This is a genomic window from Pedobacter humicola, from assembly GCF_056490705.1.
Genome location: NZ_JBWJIG010000015.1, coordinates 52,012 through 69,680 on the forward strand (window position 1 = coordinate 52,012; position 17,669 = coordinate 69,680).

A 17,669-nucleotide genomic window follows, 5' to 3' on the forward strand; every position below is an offset into this window, starting at 1 on the left:
ATGTAGGTCTGTATTTCTTCTTTTTAGGTGAATTGAGGGCTTCTGTATGGTTCGTGTAGTAGCGGCAAATTCTGCTATTGTGATGCACCGCTATAGATTTGATTGATGAATCGGGGGCACCAAACTCCCTGGTCGTAAACTAACCAAATATTAACTTAAAACTAATTTCTATGAGAGGAAGATTTACATTCGTATTCTTCGTTTACTGTATCTTGGCATTTCCATTGGCCCTATTGGCACAAGACATTCCCGTTACAGGAAAAGTAACAGAACAAAATGGCGGTCCTTTACCTGGCGTAACCGTTAAGCTAGACGGAACAACCAAGGCAGCATCTACTGATGCCAATGGTGTTTTTAGCATCCAGGCGCCGGTAGGTGGGAAGCTCACCATCAGTTTGATCGGCATGGCCACACAAACGGTAACTGTTCCAGCAGGTGGCCGCATCAGTGTTATACTTGCAGCCGATTCGAAAGATTTAACAGAAGTGGTGGTTGTGGGGTACGGTACGCAGAAGAAAGCCCTGGTAACCGGATCAATCTCCAGCGTTAAGGCAAAAGACCTGGAATCGATGCCCATTAACAGAGTAGAACAAGCCTTACAGGGAAGAACATCTGGTTTAACTATTGCCAGTGGTAACGGACAACCGGGATCTGCTTCAACAGTGAGGGTGAGGGGTTTTACTTCTTTTGCATCTTCAGGTAATAACGATCCGCTTTGGGTTGTTGATGGTGTAATTGTAGATAATGGCGGTATTGGCTATTTAAATCAATCAGATATCGAATCTATTGAGGTTTTAAAAGATGCAGCTTCACAGGCCATTTATGGTGCCAGAGCGGCAAACGGGGTAATTATTATCTCAACCAAAAAAGGTAAAGAAGGCAGGTTGGCGATAAATTACAATGGATTTTACGGTACACAAGCGCCGGCTAAAAAGTTAAAACTGCTCAACGCAAGTGAATATGCAATGATTAGAAATGAAGCGTATTCAAATAGCTATAATGCAGCAACCGATGGAACTTTTACCCTTCCGTATGCAAATCCATCTTCTTATGGAGAAGGTACTGATTGGCAGTCGGTTGTTTTTAATGACGATGCCCGCCGACAAACCCATGAGTTTAGCGTTTCGGGCGGAACGAATAAATCTACCTTTTATACCTCTTTTGGTTATCTGGATCAGGAAGGTATTGTAGCCTCACCGATTTCTAATTTTAATCGGGCAAACATTCGTCTTAATTCTACATTTAAGCCTGCCAAATGGATCAGCTTTGGTGAAAATTTAGGCTATAGTCATTCGGTTAACAGTTCTTTAGGAAATACCAATAGCGAGTTTGGTGGTCCTTTAAGCTCGGCAATCCATTTAGATCCAATTACCCCGGTTATTCAAACCGACCCAACTGCTATCGGCAAATCACCTTATACCATTGCGAATATTATCAGAGATCCGGCAACAGGATTTCCTTATGGTATTTCAGGCCCTGTTGGCCAGGAAATGAGTAACCCGCTGGCTTATATTCAAACCAGATTGGGTAACTATGGCTGGGATCACAATATTGTTGGTAATGCTTTCTTAGAAATTGAGCCCATTGAAAATTTAAAATTCAGATCATCACTGGGAACGAAAATTGCATTTTATGGTGCGGAGTCTTATACCCCTTTATTCTGGTTAAGTCCCTCAAACACGAACAGCAAGGCCAATTTCTATCGCGAGATGAATATGACCTTGAATTATAACTGGGAAAACACTGTTAGCTATTCAAAAAGTTTTGGTAAACATCATGCCTACGCTATTTTGGGTCAGGGTTATTATATGGATAACAATAACAAGGGCTTAAATGTAAGGTTTAACAATATCATTGCACAAGACTTTTACCAGGCTAATTTAAATTATAAACCAGCCACTGCCGATATTCAGGGTGATGGCAGTGATGGTACCCTGCATGTTGTGAACTCCTTATTTACCCGTGTAACTTACGACTATGACGAAAAATATTTATTTACGGGTATTGTTCGTCGTGATGGTTCTTCACGCTTTGGTACAAACAACCGTTTTGGTTACTTCCCTTCGGCCTCAATAGGCTGGGTGCCTACCAAAGAAGGTTTCTGGAAGGAAAACAAGATTATTAATTTCTTAAAATTACGCGGTAGCTACGGAATAACAGGAAACGATGCTATTGGCGATTTCAGTTATGTGTCGTTGGTGAACAGCGGACGTAATTATACTTTTGGTACTACAGATGTAAGTACTATTGGATGGAGTCCTGCCGCCTTATCAAATCCTGATTTGAAATGGGAAGAAACCCATCAAACAGATATTGGTTTGGATGCTACTTTATTTAACGATTTTACGCTTAGTGCTTCTTACTTCAAAAAGAAAACCATTGGCGTATTGCAAACCCCTTCTATTCCACTTTATTTAGGTGCAGCTGGTGGTGCCGCAGAAAATGTTGGTGATATGCAGAATACTGGTATCGAATTCGAATTAGGCTACAGAAAAAAAATCGGAGAGCTTAATTTAGGTATCAACGCCAATATCTCCACCCTGAAAAATAAGGTAACCAAGCTATTGCCGGGAAGAGAGTTTATTGAGGATAACGCACAGAGTTTTCAAGGCATGGGTAACTTTACCCGTACCGGACTCGGCCGTTCATTTAACGAGTTTTATGGATATGAAGTGGCTGGTATTTTCCAGTCGCAGGCAGAAGTTAGTGCTTACAAAGGCCCTGCAGGTACAGTACTGCAGCCATCTGCAAAACCCGGTGATATTAAATTTGCCAATTTAGATGGAAACGAAACCATTGATGGCAGTGACCGTACGTATTTAGGCAGTCCGCTTCCAAAATACACCTACGGTATTACCATTAATCTGGCATATAAAAACTTTGATTTTGTTGCCTTTGGAAACGGTGTAGGCGGAAATATGATCTTCCAGGGATTAAGACGTTTAGATGTAACTTATGGAAACTGGCAACAATCAGTTCTGGATAGATGGACACCTACAAACACCTCAACCAATATTCCCCGTGTTGCAGATAAAGACCTTAACGGAAACTATACTAAGTTTTCTAAAAATTATTTAGAAAAAGGAGATTACTTCCGTTTAAAAACCCTTCAGGTAGGTTATAATCTTCCAGCTAATGTGATTAAAAAAATTGGCGCACAAAAGGTGCGTGTATATCTGATGAGTGAAAACCTTTGGACAATTACAAAATATACAGGTTACGATCCCGAAATCGGTGGAACTGTATTGGGCGTAGATAGAGGTATTTATCCACAGGCCCGTTCGTTTATGGTTGGTTTAAATGTTGGATTCTAAAAAAAATTAAAATGAAAAAGAATATTTTAGCTATTGCAGCCCTTTTAACCGCTTCTCAACTAATCGTTTCTTGTCAAAAACAACTGGATGTAAATCCGCGTGAACGTATTCTGGAGACAAGTTATTATCAAACCCAGCAGCAGGCTTTTACTGGTTTGGTAGCTGTTTACGATCAATTGGGTAATCAGTCTAGTGGCTACCTCACAAAACTTAATTTATTTAGCTCTGCATCAGATGATCATTTCGCCGGTGCCGATTCTCCGTCAGATTTAGGGGATATGCAAGCGATGAATAACTATACGGTAAACTCATTATCAGGTGCCCCAAGTTATTTATGGAGTAAAGGTTTTACCGGTGTTTACCGTGCAAATGTTTTATTGAAGAAAATAGAAGGTATTACAATGGATGCCTCAACCAAAGCAAGGTATATTGCTGAAGCTAAAGCATTGCGTGCTATATTTTATTTTGATTTGGTGCGTATCTTCAAAAATATACCATTAATCCTCGCACCGGTAGAGCCTTCTGGCATGTTCGATGTTACACAGGTTGCTCCGGCAGATGTGTATAAACAAATAGAAACAGATTTAGCAGAAGCTTTACCTGCTCTTCCTGTAACTATCCCTACTGCTGATGCAGGGCGTTTGAGTCAAGGTGCGGTCCATGCAGTTTTAGGTAAGGTATACCTATGGGAAGAAAAATGGGCTCCGGCAGCTGCAGAGTTTGCGCTTGTAAATGGTACGGCTCCTGGAGCAAGTACCTATGGCTATAAACTACTTTCAAATTTTGCTGATTTATGGAATGTTAAAAACAAGTTCAATTCCGAATCTATTTTAGAACTCAGCTACAACACTACCTCTAACATGGGCTGGAGTAATGTAGGAAGTCGTGAAGGTAATGTGATGGGCATTCTGGTAGGACCACGTAATTACGTGCCTGTAATTGCTGCAAAAGCTCCTGATTATGTTTCGGGTTGGAGTGTTATGCCAATAACCAAAGAACTGTTCGACTTAATTCACTACGATCCGCGTAATAAACCTACTGTTGCCAATTTGGATAGTTTGGAAAAGGCAGGTATTGTAACCTACAAACATGCCAATGATAATACCGGATATTTTGTTGAGAAGTATGCTGGAAGAGTTTCTACCAAAGCCGCTGTTGGCCAGTTAGAATTAAACTTTGGTCAGAACATGTACGAAATACGTTTAGCTGATACCTACTTAATGGAAGCTGAGGCACTATTGAAAAGTGGTGCTGCGGTAGGTGCAGGTACCAGAGCTTATATTTTCCTCAATGCCGTAAGAGCCCGTGTAGGTTTAAATCCTGTTGAGGTAACCATGGATAATATCATGAAAGAAAGACGTCTGGAACTTGTAGCTGAAGGACAAAGATGGTTTGATTTGGTAAGATGGGGACTCGCCCCAACTAAACTGGCTTTTAAAGGATTTAAGGCAAATAGAAACGAAACCTTGCCAATCCCACAGGCTGAGTTAAACAACACCAAAATTCTTCAAAGCAAAGAGTGGGGTGGAACAAAATAACTGCTCATCTATTACAAACGCTTAAAGTTTAATTGTTAACAGGGAGAAAGCACAGCCTTTCTTCCTGTTTTTTAATCCGATTTCCATTTATTTATGCTTTCTACCCAACCGCTTCGCCTTTTTATTGCTTGTGTTTTTACCTGCTCTTCTCTTTCCGTTATTGCACAGAACCAGGCAGCAGTTTGGCTCACCAAGGCAGACCGATCTGTATTATTTGCTAAACAGGCAACAGGTTTAAGTTTTGCTACAGCAAAAAATGATCACCCAACCATTGCGGTAAATGATAAGGAAACTTTTCAAAATATTGATGGTTTTGGCTATGCCTTAACCGGAGGAAGTGCACAGCACATTGTAAAAATGTCGGCACCAGCCAGAGCGGCATTACTAAAGGAATTATTTGCTACAGATGGGAACAATATTGGTGTGAGTTATATCCGCCTGAGCATTGGCGCTTCTGATTTGAATGAAAAAGTATTTTCTTATAACGACCTTCCCGAAGGACAGACCGATTTAACACAGGCTAAATTTGATTTAGGCCCGGATAAAGTGGATGTGATTCCGGTAATGAAGGAGATCCTTGCGATAAACCCTAAGCTAAAAATTATGGGCTCGCCATGGTCTCCTCCCTTATGGATGAAAACCACTTATGATGCCCGGGGAGGCATGCTCAAGCCCGAATATTATGATGCTTATGCTAAATACTTTGTCCGTTACGTGCAGGAGATGCAAAAAGAGGGGATCCCGATTGATGCGGTTACTGTTCAGAATGAACCCCTGCACCCTGGTAATAACCCAAGCCTGTTAATGGTTGCACCAGATCAGGCGCTATTTGTAAAGAAATTTCTAGGTCCTGCATTTGCTAAGGCCAGGATTAAAACCAAAATCCTGGTATACGATCATAATGCCGACCGGCCAGATTATCCGATTACGATTTTAGATGATCCTGAAGCCAGGAAGTATATCGATGGTTCTGCCTTTCACCTGTATGGAGGAAAGATTGAAGCCTTAACCGATGTGCACAATGCCCATCCTGATAAAAATATTTACTTTTCTGAGCAGATGGTGGTCGAACAGCCAGACGCTGCGGATATCAAAATTGTAAACCCCGTTAGGCGTTTAATTATTGGCGCTACCCGTAACTGGAGCAAAAATGTACTGGAATGGAACCTGGCTGCTGATCCTGAAAATAAACCGTATACCGATAGAGGTGGCTGTTCGATGTGCCAGGGTGCGGTAACGATCAATAAGGATACCTACAGCAGAAACCTGGCTTATTATTCCATTGCCCATGCTTCTAAATTTGTGCGTCCCGGCTCTGTGCGCATTGCCACAAACGATTTAAGCGATCTGCCAAATGTAGCCTTTAAAACACCCGATGGAAAATACGTTTTAATTGTAGCCAATAGCGGCAAAAATGCCGCTACGTTTAATATTAGCTTTAATGGCAAAAAGCTTATTGCAGCGCTTGATAAAGGATCCGTGGCCACTTATGTCTGGTAATTATCTAAAACCTAACCTTATTTTTATGTCTTTCACAAAATCAATAGTATATATTTTTCTGTTCAGCATCATTTCGTTTACGGGTTTTAGTCAGGGGTTTTTAAAGGCCGATGGCAAAAAAATAGTCAATGAAAAGGGCGAGAATGTTTTGCTCCGTGGTTTTGGTTTGGGTGGCTGGATGCTGCAAGAGGGTTATATGCTCAAAATCAATAAAGAAGCGCAGCAATACCGCATCCGCGAGCGGATAGAAGAACTGATGGGACCAAAACAGACCCAGGAGTTTTATGATGCCTGGCTGGCCAACCACATGCGTAAAATTGATGTCGATTCGATGAAACGCTGGGGTTTTAATTCCATCCGCTTGCCCATGCATTACAATTTATATACTTTGCCGGCAGATAAAGAACCAGTTGCTGGCAAAAATACCTGGCTGGAGAAAGGTTTTGCTTTAACCGATAGTTTGTTATCCTGGTGTAAGGCCAATAAAATGTACCTGATATTAGATCTGCATGCCGCACCTGGCGGGCAAGGGAATGATTTAAACATTGCCGACCGCGATCCTTCTAAACCTTATTTATGGGATAGCGAAGCCAACCAGGTGAAAACCATTGCACTCTGGAGAAAACTGGCCGAACGTTATAAAGATGAACCTTACATTGGCGCATATGATATCCTTAATGAACCAAACTATGGCTTCGAAAACCCAACAGAAGATAAAAACGGAACGAAGGAAAAAGTGAATGCACCCTTAAGAAAACTAATGGTCGAAATTACTAGAACCATTCGTGAGGTGGATCAAAAACACATCATTATCATAGAAGGGAATGGCTGGGGCAATAATTACAATGGTATTTTTCCGCTTTGGGATAAAAACATGGTGTTGAGCTACCATAAATACTGGAATTATAACGATCAGGCTTCAATAGCGCACATCATCAAGGCAAGGGATGAGCAGAACGTTCCGGTTTGGCTGGGCGAAACAGGAGAAAATTCGAATGTTTGGTTCACCGATGCTATCCATCTTTTGGAAAAAAATAATATTGGCTGGTCCTGGTGGCCATTGAAAAAGATAGGGGGCAATAACCCGATGGAAATTAAATCGAACCCCAATTACGATGCTTTGGTAAAATACCTGAACAATGGGGGCAACAAACCCAAAGATAGCAATGTGTACAGTGGACTAATGGAGCTGGCCATTTATTCGAAATTGGAAAATACCATCATTCACCATGATGTGATTGATGCGATGATCCGTCAGCCATTTAATAACGAAACCAAAGCTTTTAAGGCCAATTTAATTAAAAATAAAAGTATTGTTTATGCGGTAGATTATGATCTTGGTAAAAATGGCTTTGCCTATTTCGATACCGATACTGCCGATTATCATACCTCAACAGGAAAACGGACCGCTGGAAACCGGGGGCGGATTTACAGAAACGACGGCGTGGATATCATAAAAGATTCAGTTCAGTATGAAAAGTATAATGTAAGTCATATCGAAAAAGGAGAATGGTTACAGTATACGGTAAATGTTGCGCAAAAAGGAAACTACACCTTAAAAATAAATGCTGCGGCCGATCATGCTGAAGGTAGGTTAACTATAGCTATTGATGGTAAAGTGGTGGCTAAGGCTATTGTCGTTCCCAATACCGGAGATAACAAGAAGTTTGCAACTTTTGAGATCAGGAACATTGCTTTAAAGGCAGGCAAACAAAAAATTAAAGTATTGGCAGATGCGGGAGGTTATAATTTTAGTTATATTCAATTCGTAAAATAAAACAAAACATACATCTTGAAAGGCGCAAAACGTATCCTGCTTATTTTAGGGGCAATTGCTGTTGTGATTGTTATTCTTTCGAGATGTATGAATGCAGCCGATAAATTGCCAGCTGATATCAGGGGGGAGACCTATACCGGAGCAGCAACCTGTATAAAATGCCACAAAGATTTATCGCAATCTTACGCCCATAATGCACATGGTTTAACTTCAAAACCTGTGGCAGATACGGATTTGTTAAAAGTTTTTCAAGCCGATTCCAATCACTTTTTATACGATGCCCATCAAAAGGTAATGATTGAGAAAAGGGATAGTGGTATATTCCAGGTGGCTTATCAGGATGGCAAAGCTGTACGTGCCCAAAAGTTTGATATGCAATTTGGCTCGGGCGAAAAGGCCTATACTTATGCTTATTGGCAAGGGAAAAAGTTATACGAACTGCCATTATCTTATTTCTCTGCCATACAAAATTGGGCCATTAGCCCAGGTTTTACAAAAAACACTTTTTATTATGATCGGGCAATAACAAGCCGTTGTTTGGAGTGTCACGCCTCTTATGTTGATATTAAAGTCACACAACAATCTGCTTTTTCAAAGGATGAAGAAATGGAGAGAGGTTCTATTGTCTATGGGATAGATTGCGAACGTTGCCATGGCCCGGGCAAACAACACGTGGTATTTCATATGGAAAATCCTGAAGAAAAGCCAGCGAAGTTTATCACCATTTACAAAACACTTTCCCGTAAACAAAAAATGGACGTCTGCGCCGTTTGTCATTCGGGCAATACTTTGGTGGCACAACGATCGGTATTCGGTTTTCAGCCTGGCGATGATCTTGATGCTTATTATGCACAGGATTTTGTCGGTTTTGGCGGTGGTAATATTGATGTACATGGTAACCAAAGTGCCATGTTAAAGGGCAGTAATTGTTACCGGAAGAGCGAAACCATGACCTGTCAATCGTGCCACAATACGCACGAAAATATTAAAGGCAATCTGACGATTTATTCGCAGCGTTGCATGAGCTGTCATAAAACAACGAAGCATAGCCAGGCTACTTTGGCAAAGGGATCAATTTCCACCAATTGTATCGATTGCCATATGCCCAAAGAATCTTCAAAACTGATCACTTTTCAGCAGGCGGGCAAAGATCATTTGAGCCCTTATATGTTGCGTTCACACCATATTGCCATTTATCCCGTTATTAAGTAAAATAAACCAATTGTATGAAGAAATTCGCTCTTATCCGTTAAAAGGGCTTGGAATTCGTACATTTGGTTTCGACCTTAAAAAAATTAGATAGTAGCCAATATGCTCATAAAATACTACTTAGCTTTATTCTTCCTTTTCTTTATCACCACAGTTACCTTTGCTCAAAATAAATTTACCCTTAGCGGTACCATCCGCGATGCCAGTTCGGGCGAAACGCTGATCGGTGCAACGGTAAGGATTACCGGCGCATCTACCGCAGCAACTTTAACCAATAACTATGGCTATTTTGCTCTAACCCAACCAGAGGGAAGCTATACCGTTTCGGTGAGTTATACGGGTTATGCGGCTGTTGTTAAAACCATCAATTTAACAAAGGATACCAAATTAAACGAGGAATTAAAGAGTGCAATCGATCTGGCTGAGGTAACGGTAAACGCGAATAACCGTAAAAATGAGAATGTTAAAAGCGCTCAGATGGGACTGGAACGGATCGATATGAAATCGCTTAATTCTATTCCGGTGTTATTGGGTGAAAAGGATATTTTAAAAACCATCCAGTTATTGCCAGGGGTAAAATCTGGCGGTGAGGGCAATACCGGTTTCTATGTACGGGGTGGCGCTGCCGATCAGAATTTAATCATTTTAGATGAGGCCGTGGTATACAACTCCTCCCACTTGCTGGGCTTTTTCTCTACTTTTAATGCCGATGCAATTAAAGATGTTAGCCTGTATAAAGGCGGCATGCCTGCGCAATACGGTGGCCGTTTATCATCTGTTTTGGATGTTAAAATGGACGATGGTAATAATAAGGAATTTAAGTTTCAGGGTGGGATCGGATTGATTGCCTCACGTATAAAAGCAGAAGGACCGATTGTTAAAGACAGAGGCTCGTTTATGGTGAGTTTCCGCAGAACCTATATCGACCTGTTTTTAAGATCATCGCCAGATTCGACGGTTAATGGCAGTACCTTAAATTTTTACGATATTAATGCAAAGGCAAATTATAAGATCAATGATAAAAACACGATTTACATTTCCGGCTATTTTGGAAAGGACAATATCGGGGTTAAAGACCTGTTCGAAAACAATTGGGGCAATGTAACCACCACCATCCGGTTAAACCATATTTTTAGCGACCGCTTGTTCTCGAATACTTCCTTAATTTACAACAATTACAATTATACCGTTCGTTTATTAAATGATGCTACCAACTTTAAAGCCACCTCGTTGGTTCGGGATTTTAACTTTAAGGAAGATTTTCAGTATTTCAGCAATAAGCATACATTAAGGTTCGGGATAAATGCCACACAGCACCGTATTTCGCCGATTGATATTGATAGTGATGAGGCATCGCAGGTTAATTCACTTACACAGGAAAGGCGCTATGGCATAGAGTCGGCCGCCTATATTTCTGACGAATGGGCGGTAAACGAGCATTTAAACTTTTTATACGGTGTACGCCTGGCTGCTTTTTCTTTAATGGGCCCGGGTAATTTTAGTACTTATGATAGTGATGGGAATACCCTATCGACCGAAAATGTAGCCAAGGGAAAGTTTCATAAAAACTACTTTAACCTGGAGCCACGTTTTTCGGTGAGCTATCTGTTTAACGAAGAAAATTCGATCAAGGCTTCCTATAACCGGAACACGCAGAACGTCCATATTTTAACCAATGCCACATCCAGTTCACCAACCGATCAGTATGTGTTGAGCAGCACCAATATTAAACCCGAAATTGCCGATCAGGTAGCCCTGGGTTATTTCAAAAATATCCAGGATAACAATTATGAACTTTCGGGTGAGATCTATTATAAATGGATGCAAAACCAGATCGATTACAAAAATGCGGCAGAATTATTAGCCAATTCGAATGTAGAATCTGAACTTTTATACGGAGCAGGCAGGGCTTATGGCTTGGAGCTGTTTTTTAAGAAGAAATTTGGGAAGCTGAACGGCTGGGTAGGTTATACCTTATCGCGTACGGAACGTAAGTTTACCGAACTCAACAATGGTAACTATTTCCCGGCAAGACAGGACCGCACACATGATATTTCGCTGGTAGGTATTTACAGCATGACCAAACGCTGGACTTTCTCTTCGAGTTTTATTTACAGCACAGGTAACGCGGTAACTTATCCGGCAGGGAAATACAGCATTGGCGGACAAATGGCATACTATTACACCCAGAGAAATGCAGGCCGGATGCCCTATAACATGCGTTGGGATATAAGTGCAACTTTAGAGGGGAAACCCGGGAAGAAATACCAATCGAGCTGGAATTTTGGAATCTATAACGTATTGGCCAGAAAAAATCCTTATTCTATTGAATTTATTACTGATCCGAACGATCCCACTAAAACTGCTGCACAGCAAACTTCGCTGTTTGGGCTTATTCCGTCAATTACCTGGAACTTTAAATTTTAAATCGATGAAGAAACTGTTGATATATTTTTCGCTACTCACTTTATGTTTGGCTTCCTGCAAAAAAATTATTTCTATCGATACTGAAAATGCTGCACCTCAAATCGTAATCGAAGGGGGAATTAATGATCAACTGATTGATCAGCAGATTAAGATCAGCAAAACCATAGGTTATACTGAAGCGAATGTTTTTCCGAAAATTTCGGGCGCAAGCGTTACCGTAACGGACAGCAGGGGAAATACATTTATTTTTAAAGAGGGTAGCACACCAGGTATTTACATCAACAGGATGAAGGGCCAGCCGGGTGTTACCTACAATTTAAATGTTAACGCCGAGGGGAAGACGTATACCGCCAGTTCGAGGATGCCAAATGTGGTTAAAATGGATTCGATCGGCGTGATCAAAAACTTTTTCTTTGGCCGGGAACGCAAAACCGCAGCTGTATTTTTAAAAGATCCGATCAACGAAACCAATTTTTATCACTTTAACCTGTATGTGAACGACATTTTATCCGAACGTTTCTATGTGAATAACGATCGTTTAACAAATGGGAATGAACTTAGGATCCAGTTGTTTTTTAAACCGCCAACGAACGATCACGACAGCGATGAGCTGAATTCCAACGATAAGATTAAAATAGAAATGGAGTGTATTGACTCGAATATTTTCGATTATTGGTATGCTTTAAGTCAGCAATCTAACCGCGGACCAAATCAAGGCACTACGCCAGCTAACCCCACTTCCAATATTTCTAATGAGGCACTGGGTTATTTTAGCGCCAATACCTATCAGGCACTCTCAGCAACTGTAAAATAGTACGCGAGGTTAATTCATATTACCCAGAACACCTTATAGCGTTTAAGTTAAATAAAATATGAAAGTATTTATAAGTGGCAACATTGCCCCGGTTGGAATAAAGGAACTGGAAGAAAATAACATCTCAATTAGCCAGTGGAAAGAAAACCGGCAGATTACGGCTGAAGAACTGATTGCTGCCTGCCAGGATCAGGATGCTTTGATCAGCGTTGGTCCGAATAAAATAAATGCGGCATTCCTGAAGGCCTGTAGTCACTTAAAAGTTATTGCTTTACATTCTGTAGGTTACGATCAGGTTGATGTAGCCGCAGCTAAAAGCTTAAATATCCCGATCGGAAATACCCCTGGTGTTTTGAGCGGAGCAACTGCTGATACTGCTTTTTTGCTGATGCTTGCCGTATCGCGCAAAGCCTTTTATTCGCATAAAAAAATTATTAAAGGTGAATGGAAAAACTATGAGCCAACACCTGAACTGGGGATTGAGCTAAATGGCAAAACCCTGGGTATTTTTGGTTTAGGCAAGATAGGGTTGGAGATGGCTAAAAAATGCATCGGTGCCTATCGAATGCCGATAATTTACCATAACCGGTCGCGCAATGAAGAAGCTGAAAAAGAAATTGGTGCCAAATATGTTTCCTTCGAAGAACTGTTGGCGCAAAGCGATGTACTCTCTATCCACACGGCCTTAACACCAGAAACCAGGGATAAGTTTACGCTTGATGTTTTTAGACAGATGAAACCCGGTTCAATTTTTATTAATACGGCAAGGGGCGGTATTCACAATGAAAAAGATTTGATCAGGGCTCTAGAAGAAAAGCTGATTTGGGGAGCAGGTTTGGATGTCACCAATCCGGAGCCAATGGATAAAGATAATCCTTTATTATCGATGGAGAGTGTTGCTGTTTTACCGCATATTGGTTCCGCCACCGAAGAAACCAGGGCCGCCATGGCGCAGATTATTGTTAAGAATGTACTGGCGGGATTAAAAGGAGAGAAGCTACCTTATGAGGTGGGACATTAGATGTGAGATGTGAGATGTGAGATGGATGAGGGGGCATTCTTAAACTGAAATTCCATCATCCATCTTACATTCTCCATTCTATTTTACGGTGTATTTAAATACCGATCTTCCTAAGTTCCCGTTTGCATCGATCCCTTCGATAATCACTTTGTACTGGCCTTTACCATCCGCGTTGTAATATTCGAATGAAGCATTACCCGTAGCATCAGTGATTACTTTTGGGTTCCAATAAATCGTGGTCCTTAAATCGTTGCGGTTCATACTTGCCGGAACATCGTATTTTGGGGAGTAAAACTGTTTCTCTTTGTTGTAACCCTGTGGCGAAAAGGTGAGTTCGTAATATTTAGGGAGCATATCCAATAGCTGAGCTTTTGAAATTTTAGTTCCCTTAGGCGCTTTCTTCTGGTTAAATACAATTACGCCGTTTACATTGTTGGCACGGTTAACCAAACCTAAATCATCTCTCAGGAAAATCTCAACCGATTCGATCTGGTTGGCATCCAGCGTGTTGATCTGGTTTACATCCACATTCATACCGTTGATGAAAATACCCATTGGCACTTTTTTCCCCTGGTTGTAATCTCTGCTTACGTAGAAATTGTTATCAGCAAAGGTTACACCCGCAAGCATCCCTTGTAAACAATTGATCAATAAACCACAGCCTTTTAAACGGTCGCCCGAAATTTCATGATCAGCCATCTGGCTTAGTCCGCTCAGCGCAGGATAATCTTTATGGCTTACCTTCGGAACAACTGCAGCTTTAATGTTTACATCTTTTAAAGTATGTAAATAAGCATATTGTCTTTTGCTGTTGTCTAAATAACTGGTTAAAGCACTATCGATATTTAAAACTTCCTCGGCTGCGCTAAAGTTTCGGGTCAGCGTAGGTACAGGCGCGCCATTTAAGCTTAAGGTCATGTTTTTATAGTTAACATTATATTTAGCGGTAATGGTCACTTTAGAAGAGTCGTTAAACATTAAGTTTTGAAACTTAAAGTTTCCAACAGGATCGGTGGTGCTTTCCAGATTAAAACGTTTGTCGGGTATGGTTAACAATAAGGCACCTTTTCTTACCGGAATACCATTGTTCTGACGTAAAATACCGGAGATTTCGATTCCCTGTTCCGGTAAAAAATCAATTTTGGGCAATTTATTGGCAACAATATCAGAGTACTTAAAGCTACGGTATCCCTGTGTTAATAACAGTACATCTAAATCGGCGTTTTTCTTTGCGTCAGGGGCATTAAAATAATAATTTGCTTTTTCGATATAACCCTTAACATCGCTGCTTAATAACAGGCCCGTTAATATGGTACTGGTGGCATCTTCGCTTGATGGAACTTTGGTTTCATCCACAACAGCTACCGAAAAACTGCCTTCAACAGGGGCACCATCTTTCTTGGCGGCTACGTTGATCTTCACTTTTTTCTTAATGCCATAGGTAGTGGCAGCGCTGCTTAACGTTACGGCCATGGTATTTTTGTGCTGTACAAATACCAACCTTTCGCTTAGTGGTTTGCCAAATTCGTTAAATAAAGTAAACTGGGCAATTCCGTTAGGGAATTTAGATTTCAGAACAGTGGTATTGTATTCTTTGTTTGATAATGCTGTTTGGGCACCATAACAGATTACCCCTTTGCTCTGCGCAATTAAATAGAGCTTTTTACCCTGGTTCTGCTGAAAAAAGGCATCATTGGCTGCTATTTTTATGGCGATATTATCTGCACTGCTGTTGTCGATGTTTATCGCAACACCATCTGCCGCAACTGCAGGTAAGTTGTAATTTTGAGTAGTACCATCAGCATAGGTTACTGCGGCTTTGTAAGTTTTGCCAGCTTCTGCAAGTAAGCTGAAACTGCCCATGCCTAAATGCTGTGCCGTAAAAGTAGTTACGGTTTTTCCATCGTTATCGGTAACGGTACCTTTTGAGCCAATGCCTAAACCATCGCTCTTAATGGCTTTAAACGCTACTTTGTTGGTTAAGCCGGCAATTAAACTCCCTCCTTCGGGGAAAAATTGAAAATCTTTGCTCACGATGGCATTTTTGAGCTGAAAGGTATTGCTGGCTAAATCTTTATCCGTAGTATTGATACTGGTAATCAACTCGCCTTTTTGCAATTGGTACTCTGCCTTTTGTGCGTTACTCATGGCGATGGTTAAATAACCGTTTGCATCTGTTGTACCGCGGCCCTTTGCAATCACCGTAAAACTGGTCACCACCTGCCAGCTTACGTTTTTGTTGGCATAGGGTTTATTGTTGGCATCTTTAAACTGTACCCTTGCATCAATTTTTTCCAGTTTATCAGTAGAGGTGTTTTTATAGGTGATATGTGTCTTAACTTCCTTGTCAATGGCTTCACCAACGTAAAATGTTTTGTTAAAGTAGGCGGGGTCCTCACTGTTCAGCATCCATAAAGTATAGGCCCTGATGTGGTAGTTACCCTGTTTGTAGTTCACCTGGTCCAGAGGGAAACTGCCATATGCGAAACCACCTGCAATAGGTAGTTTTAAGGTTTGAATAAGGGAATCTTTTTGATTGATCACATCCACATAAATGATTTTACTGATGCCCGATAAGAAATTCTGGTTTTCGGTAACATAAGCCTTAAACCAAACGGTATCAGCAACAGCATAATAAGGCTTATCAAAGTGAAGGTAAATTTTTTCAGCAGGATAATCACTTAAAACCTTATTGGTTTTGCTGATCAGGGTATTTATGCCTATGGTATCGGTTTGTGCCGACGAAGAAAAACTCAGTGCGGATAAAAGTGACAGGATTATAAACGATAATCTAAAAATCTTCATGAACTGGATATTAAATACTAAGATGGTAAATATATCCAATTATACATAGAGCACATAAAATGTGGTGATGTTTAACATTTTTTTACAAATAATTGGTTCATTGGTAACTGCAAATTGCCTGTTGAAAACTGGTTATTGGGTGAGCTGGTTAATTGTTTAAATCGGTTAACTGGTACAAACGCCAAACTTGTGTATCGTGTCAATGGTTCGATCGTTCATAGCCTGGGCGACTATAGACTGCCGACTAAGGACTTCGGACTATCAGATTGGTTGATTGCCGCTAAACGCCAAACTCCAAGCGCCATCCGCATTCCCCCTAAAACAAAACAGGCCGCTAAAATGGCGGCCCGTTTTAAATTATGATGATGTGTTTGCCAATTATTTAAACTCGATTAAGAATTCCTCTTTAGGTGCACGCACTTTTTTAAGGTTTACCAACCAATCGCCAGCTTCGTCTCTGTTTCCTAATGGCAATAGGGTTACGCTCTTTAAACCTTTTTTATCCAGGCCTAAAAGTTCGTCTAAAGCCGGGCCGTTAAAACCTTCCATCGGTGTAGCATCAACTTTTAACAAAGCGGCCTCTGCAATGGCAATACCAAAACCGATATAGGCCTGACGCGCAGCATGGTTAAAGTTTTCTTCAGCCGTTCTAGACAAGATCATGCCTTTTAATTGTGCTTTGTAGGCATCCGTTCCACTTTCTGGTAAGCCACGCTCACTGTTCATTCGGCTAAAAACGGCATCAATACCTTCTTCGGTATAGTTTTCATTTGCCGCGAAAATTAATAAGTGGGACGAATCGATTATTTGCGATTGGTTATAGGCAATCGGTGCAATTTTCTCTTTTAATTCCTGATTGGTTACCACAATCACTTTAAAAGGCTGTAAACCTGATGATGTTGGTGCCAGGTGTGCAGCGGCAATAATTTTATCAACCTTTTCTTGTTCAACCGGTTGGCCGTTCATTTTCTTAACGGCATAACGCCAGTTTAGGGCATCTATTAAACTCATATCTTTTAATGGTTTTATTAAATTTTATTAGGCAAATATGGGGATTAGCGATACAGCTATTGTTGATGTATGGTAAGAAAAAAAATAACCAGTAAATAGGTCATCATTTCCATGCTTGTTCATTGCTATGGTTCGTGTCTCCACGGACCATAAGAATATCTTGTCTTTCGTCTTACTTCCCGAAATAAAGCATATTACTATTTATTGAATTAGGAAATGACCGGCCTGTGGTTGCTGGCGGTTTTCAGTCCCG

The 17,669-nt window shown here is 40.8% G+C and carries 10 protein-coding genes; 8 read left to right on the forward strand and 2 right to left on the reverse strand.

Translation table 11 applies throughout. The features are described from left to right. Positions 1 to 170 precede the first annotated feature (170 nt). The 8 genes from AC04Q1_RS20590 to AC04Q1_RS20625 all read left to right on the forward strand — a co-directional run bounded on the left by AC04Q1_RS20590 (position 171) and on the right by AC04Q1_RS20625 (position 13,600). Positions 171 to 3,314 carry a SusC/RagA family TonB-linked outer membrane protein gene (locus tag AC04Q1_RS20590; protein WP_478366446.1) on the forward strand — a complete coding sequence of 1,048 codons (3,144 nt, stop codon included), beginning with the start codon at positions 171 to 173 and terminating at the stop codon, positions 3,312 to 3,314. An 11-nt stretch (positions 3,315 to 3,325) separates the two neighbouring features. After that, positions 3,326 to 4,852, forward strand: a complete 1,527-nt coding sequence (locus tag AC04Q1_RS20595) for a RagB/SusD family nutrient uptake outer membrane protein (RefSeq protein ID WP_478366447.1) — start codon at positions 3,326 to 3,328, stop codon at positions 4,850 to 4,852. Between the two features lie 93 nt (positions 4,853 to 4,945). After that, on the forward strand, positions 4,946 to 6,352 hold the full coding sequence (locus AC04Q1_RS20600) for a glycoside hydrolase family 30 protein (RefSeq protein ID WP_478366448.1): 1,407 nt from the start codon (positions 4,946 to 4,948) through the stop codon (positions 6,350 to 6,352). 25 nt (positions 6,353 to 6,377) lie between these two features. Next, positions 6,378 to 8,129 (forward strand): cellulase family glycosylhydrolase, encoded by a 1,752-nt coding sequence (locus AC04Q1_RS20605; RefSeq protein WP_478366449.1) that lies wholly within the window; start codon positions 6,378 to 6,380, stop codon positions 8,127 to 8,129. Positions 8,130 to 8,144: 15 nt separating this feature from the next. Continuing rightward, on the forward strand, positions 8,145 to 9,341 hold the full coding sequence (locus AC04Q1_RS20610; protein WP_478366450.1) for a cytochrome c3 family protein: 1,197 nt from the start codon (positions 8,145 to 8,147) through the stop codon (positions 9,339 to 9,341). Between the two features lie 99 nt (positions 9,342 to 9,440). After that, a complete protein-coding gene (locus tag AC04Q1_RS20615; RefSeq protein WP_478366451.1) occupies positions 9,441 to 11,765 on the forward strand; it encodes a TonB-dependent receptor in 2,325 nt (774 codons plus the stop codon). Positions 11,766 to 11,769: 4 nt separating this feature from the next. Beyond that, complete coding sequence (locus AC04Q1_RS20620; protein ID WP_478366452.1) at positions 11,770 to 12,579, forward strand: DUF4249 domain-containing protein; 810 nt, start codon at positions 11,770 to 11,772, stop codon at positions 12,577 to 12,579. Between the two features lie 58 nt (positions 12,580 to 12,637). Next, positions 12,638 to 13,600: a 2-hydroxyacid dehydrogenase gene (locus tag AC04Q1_RS20625; RefSeq protein WP_478366453.1), complete on the forward strand. Its 963-nt coding sequence runs from the start codon at positions 12,638 to 12,640 to the stop codon at positions 13,598 to 13,600. Between the two features lie 78 nt (positions 13,601 to 13,678). Here AC04Q1_RS20625 and AC04Q1_RS20630 read toward each other — a convergent pair whose 3' ends face one another. Continuing rightward, positions 13,679 to 16,405, reverse strand: a complete 2,727-nt coding sequence (locus AC04Q1_RS20630) for a carboxypeptidase regulatory-like domain-containing protein (protein WP_478366454.1) — start codon at positions 16,403 to 16,405, stop codon at positions 13,679 to 13,681. A gap of 378 nt (positions 16,406 to 16,783) precedes the next feature. Beyond that, positions 16,784 to 17,416 carry a nitroreductase family protein gene (locus tag AC04Q1_RS20635; RefSeq protein WP_478366455.1) on the reverse strand — a complete coding sequence of 211 codons (633 nt, stop codon included), beginning with the start codon at positions 17,414 to 17,416 and terminating at the stop codon, positions 16,784 to 16,786. Between the last annotated feature and the right edge of the window lie 253 nt (positions 17,417 to 17,669).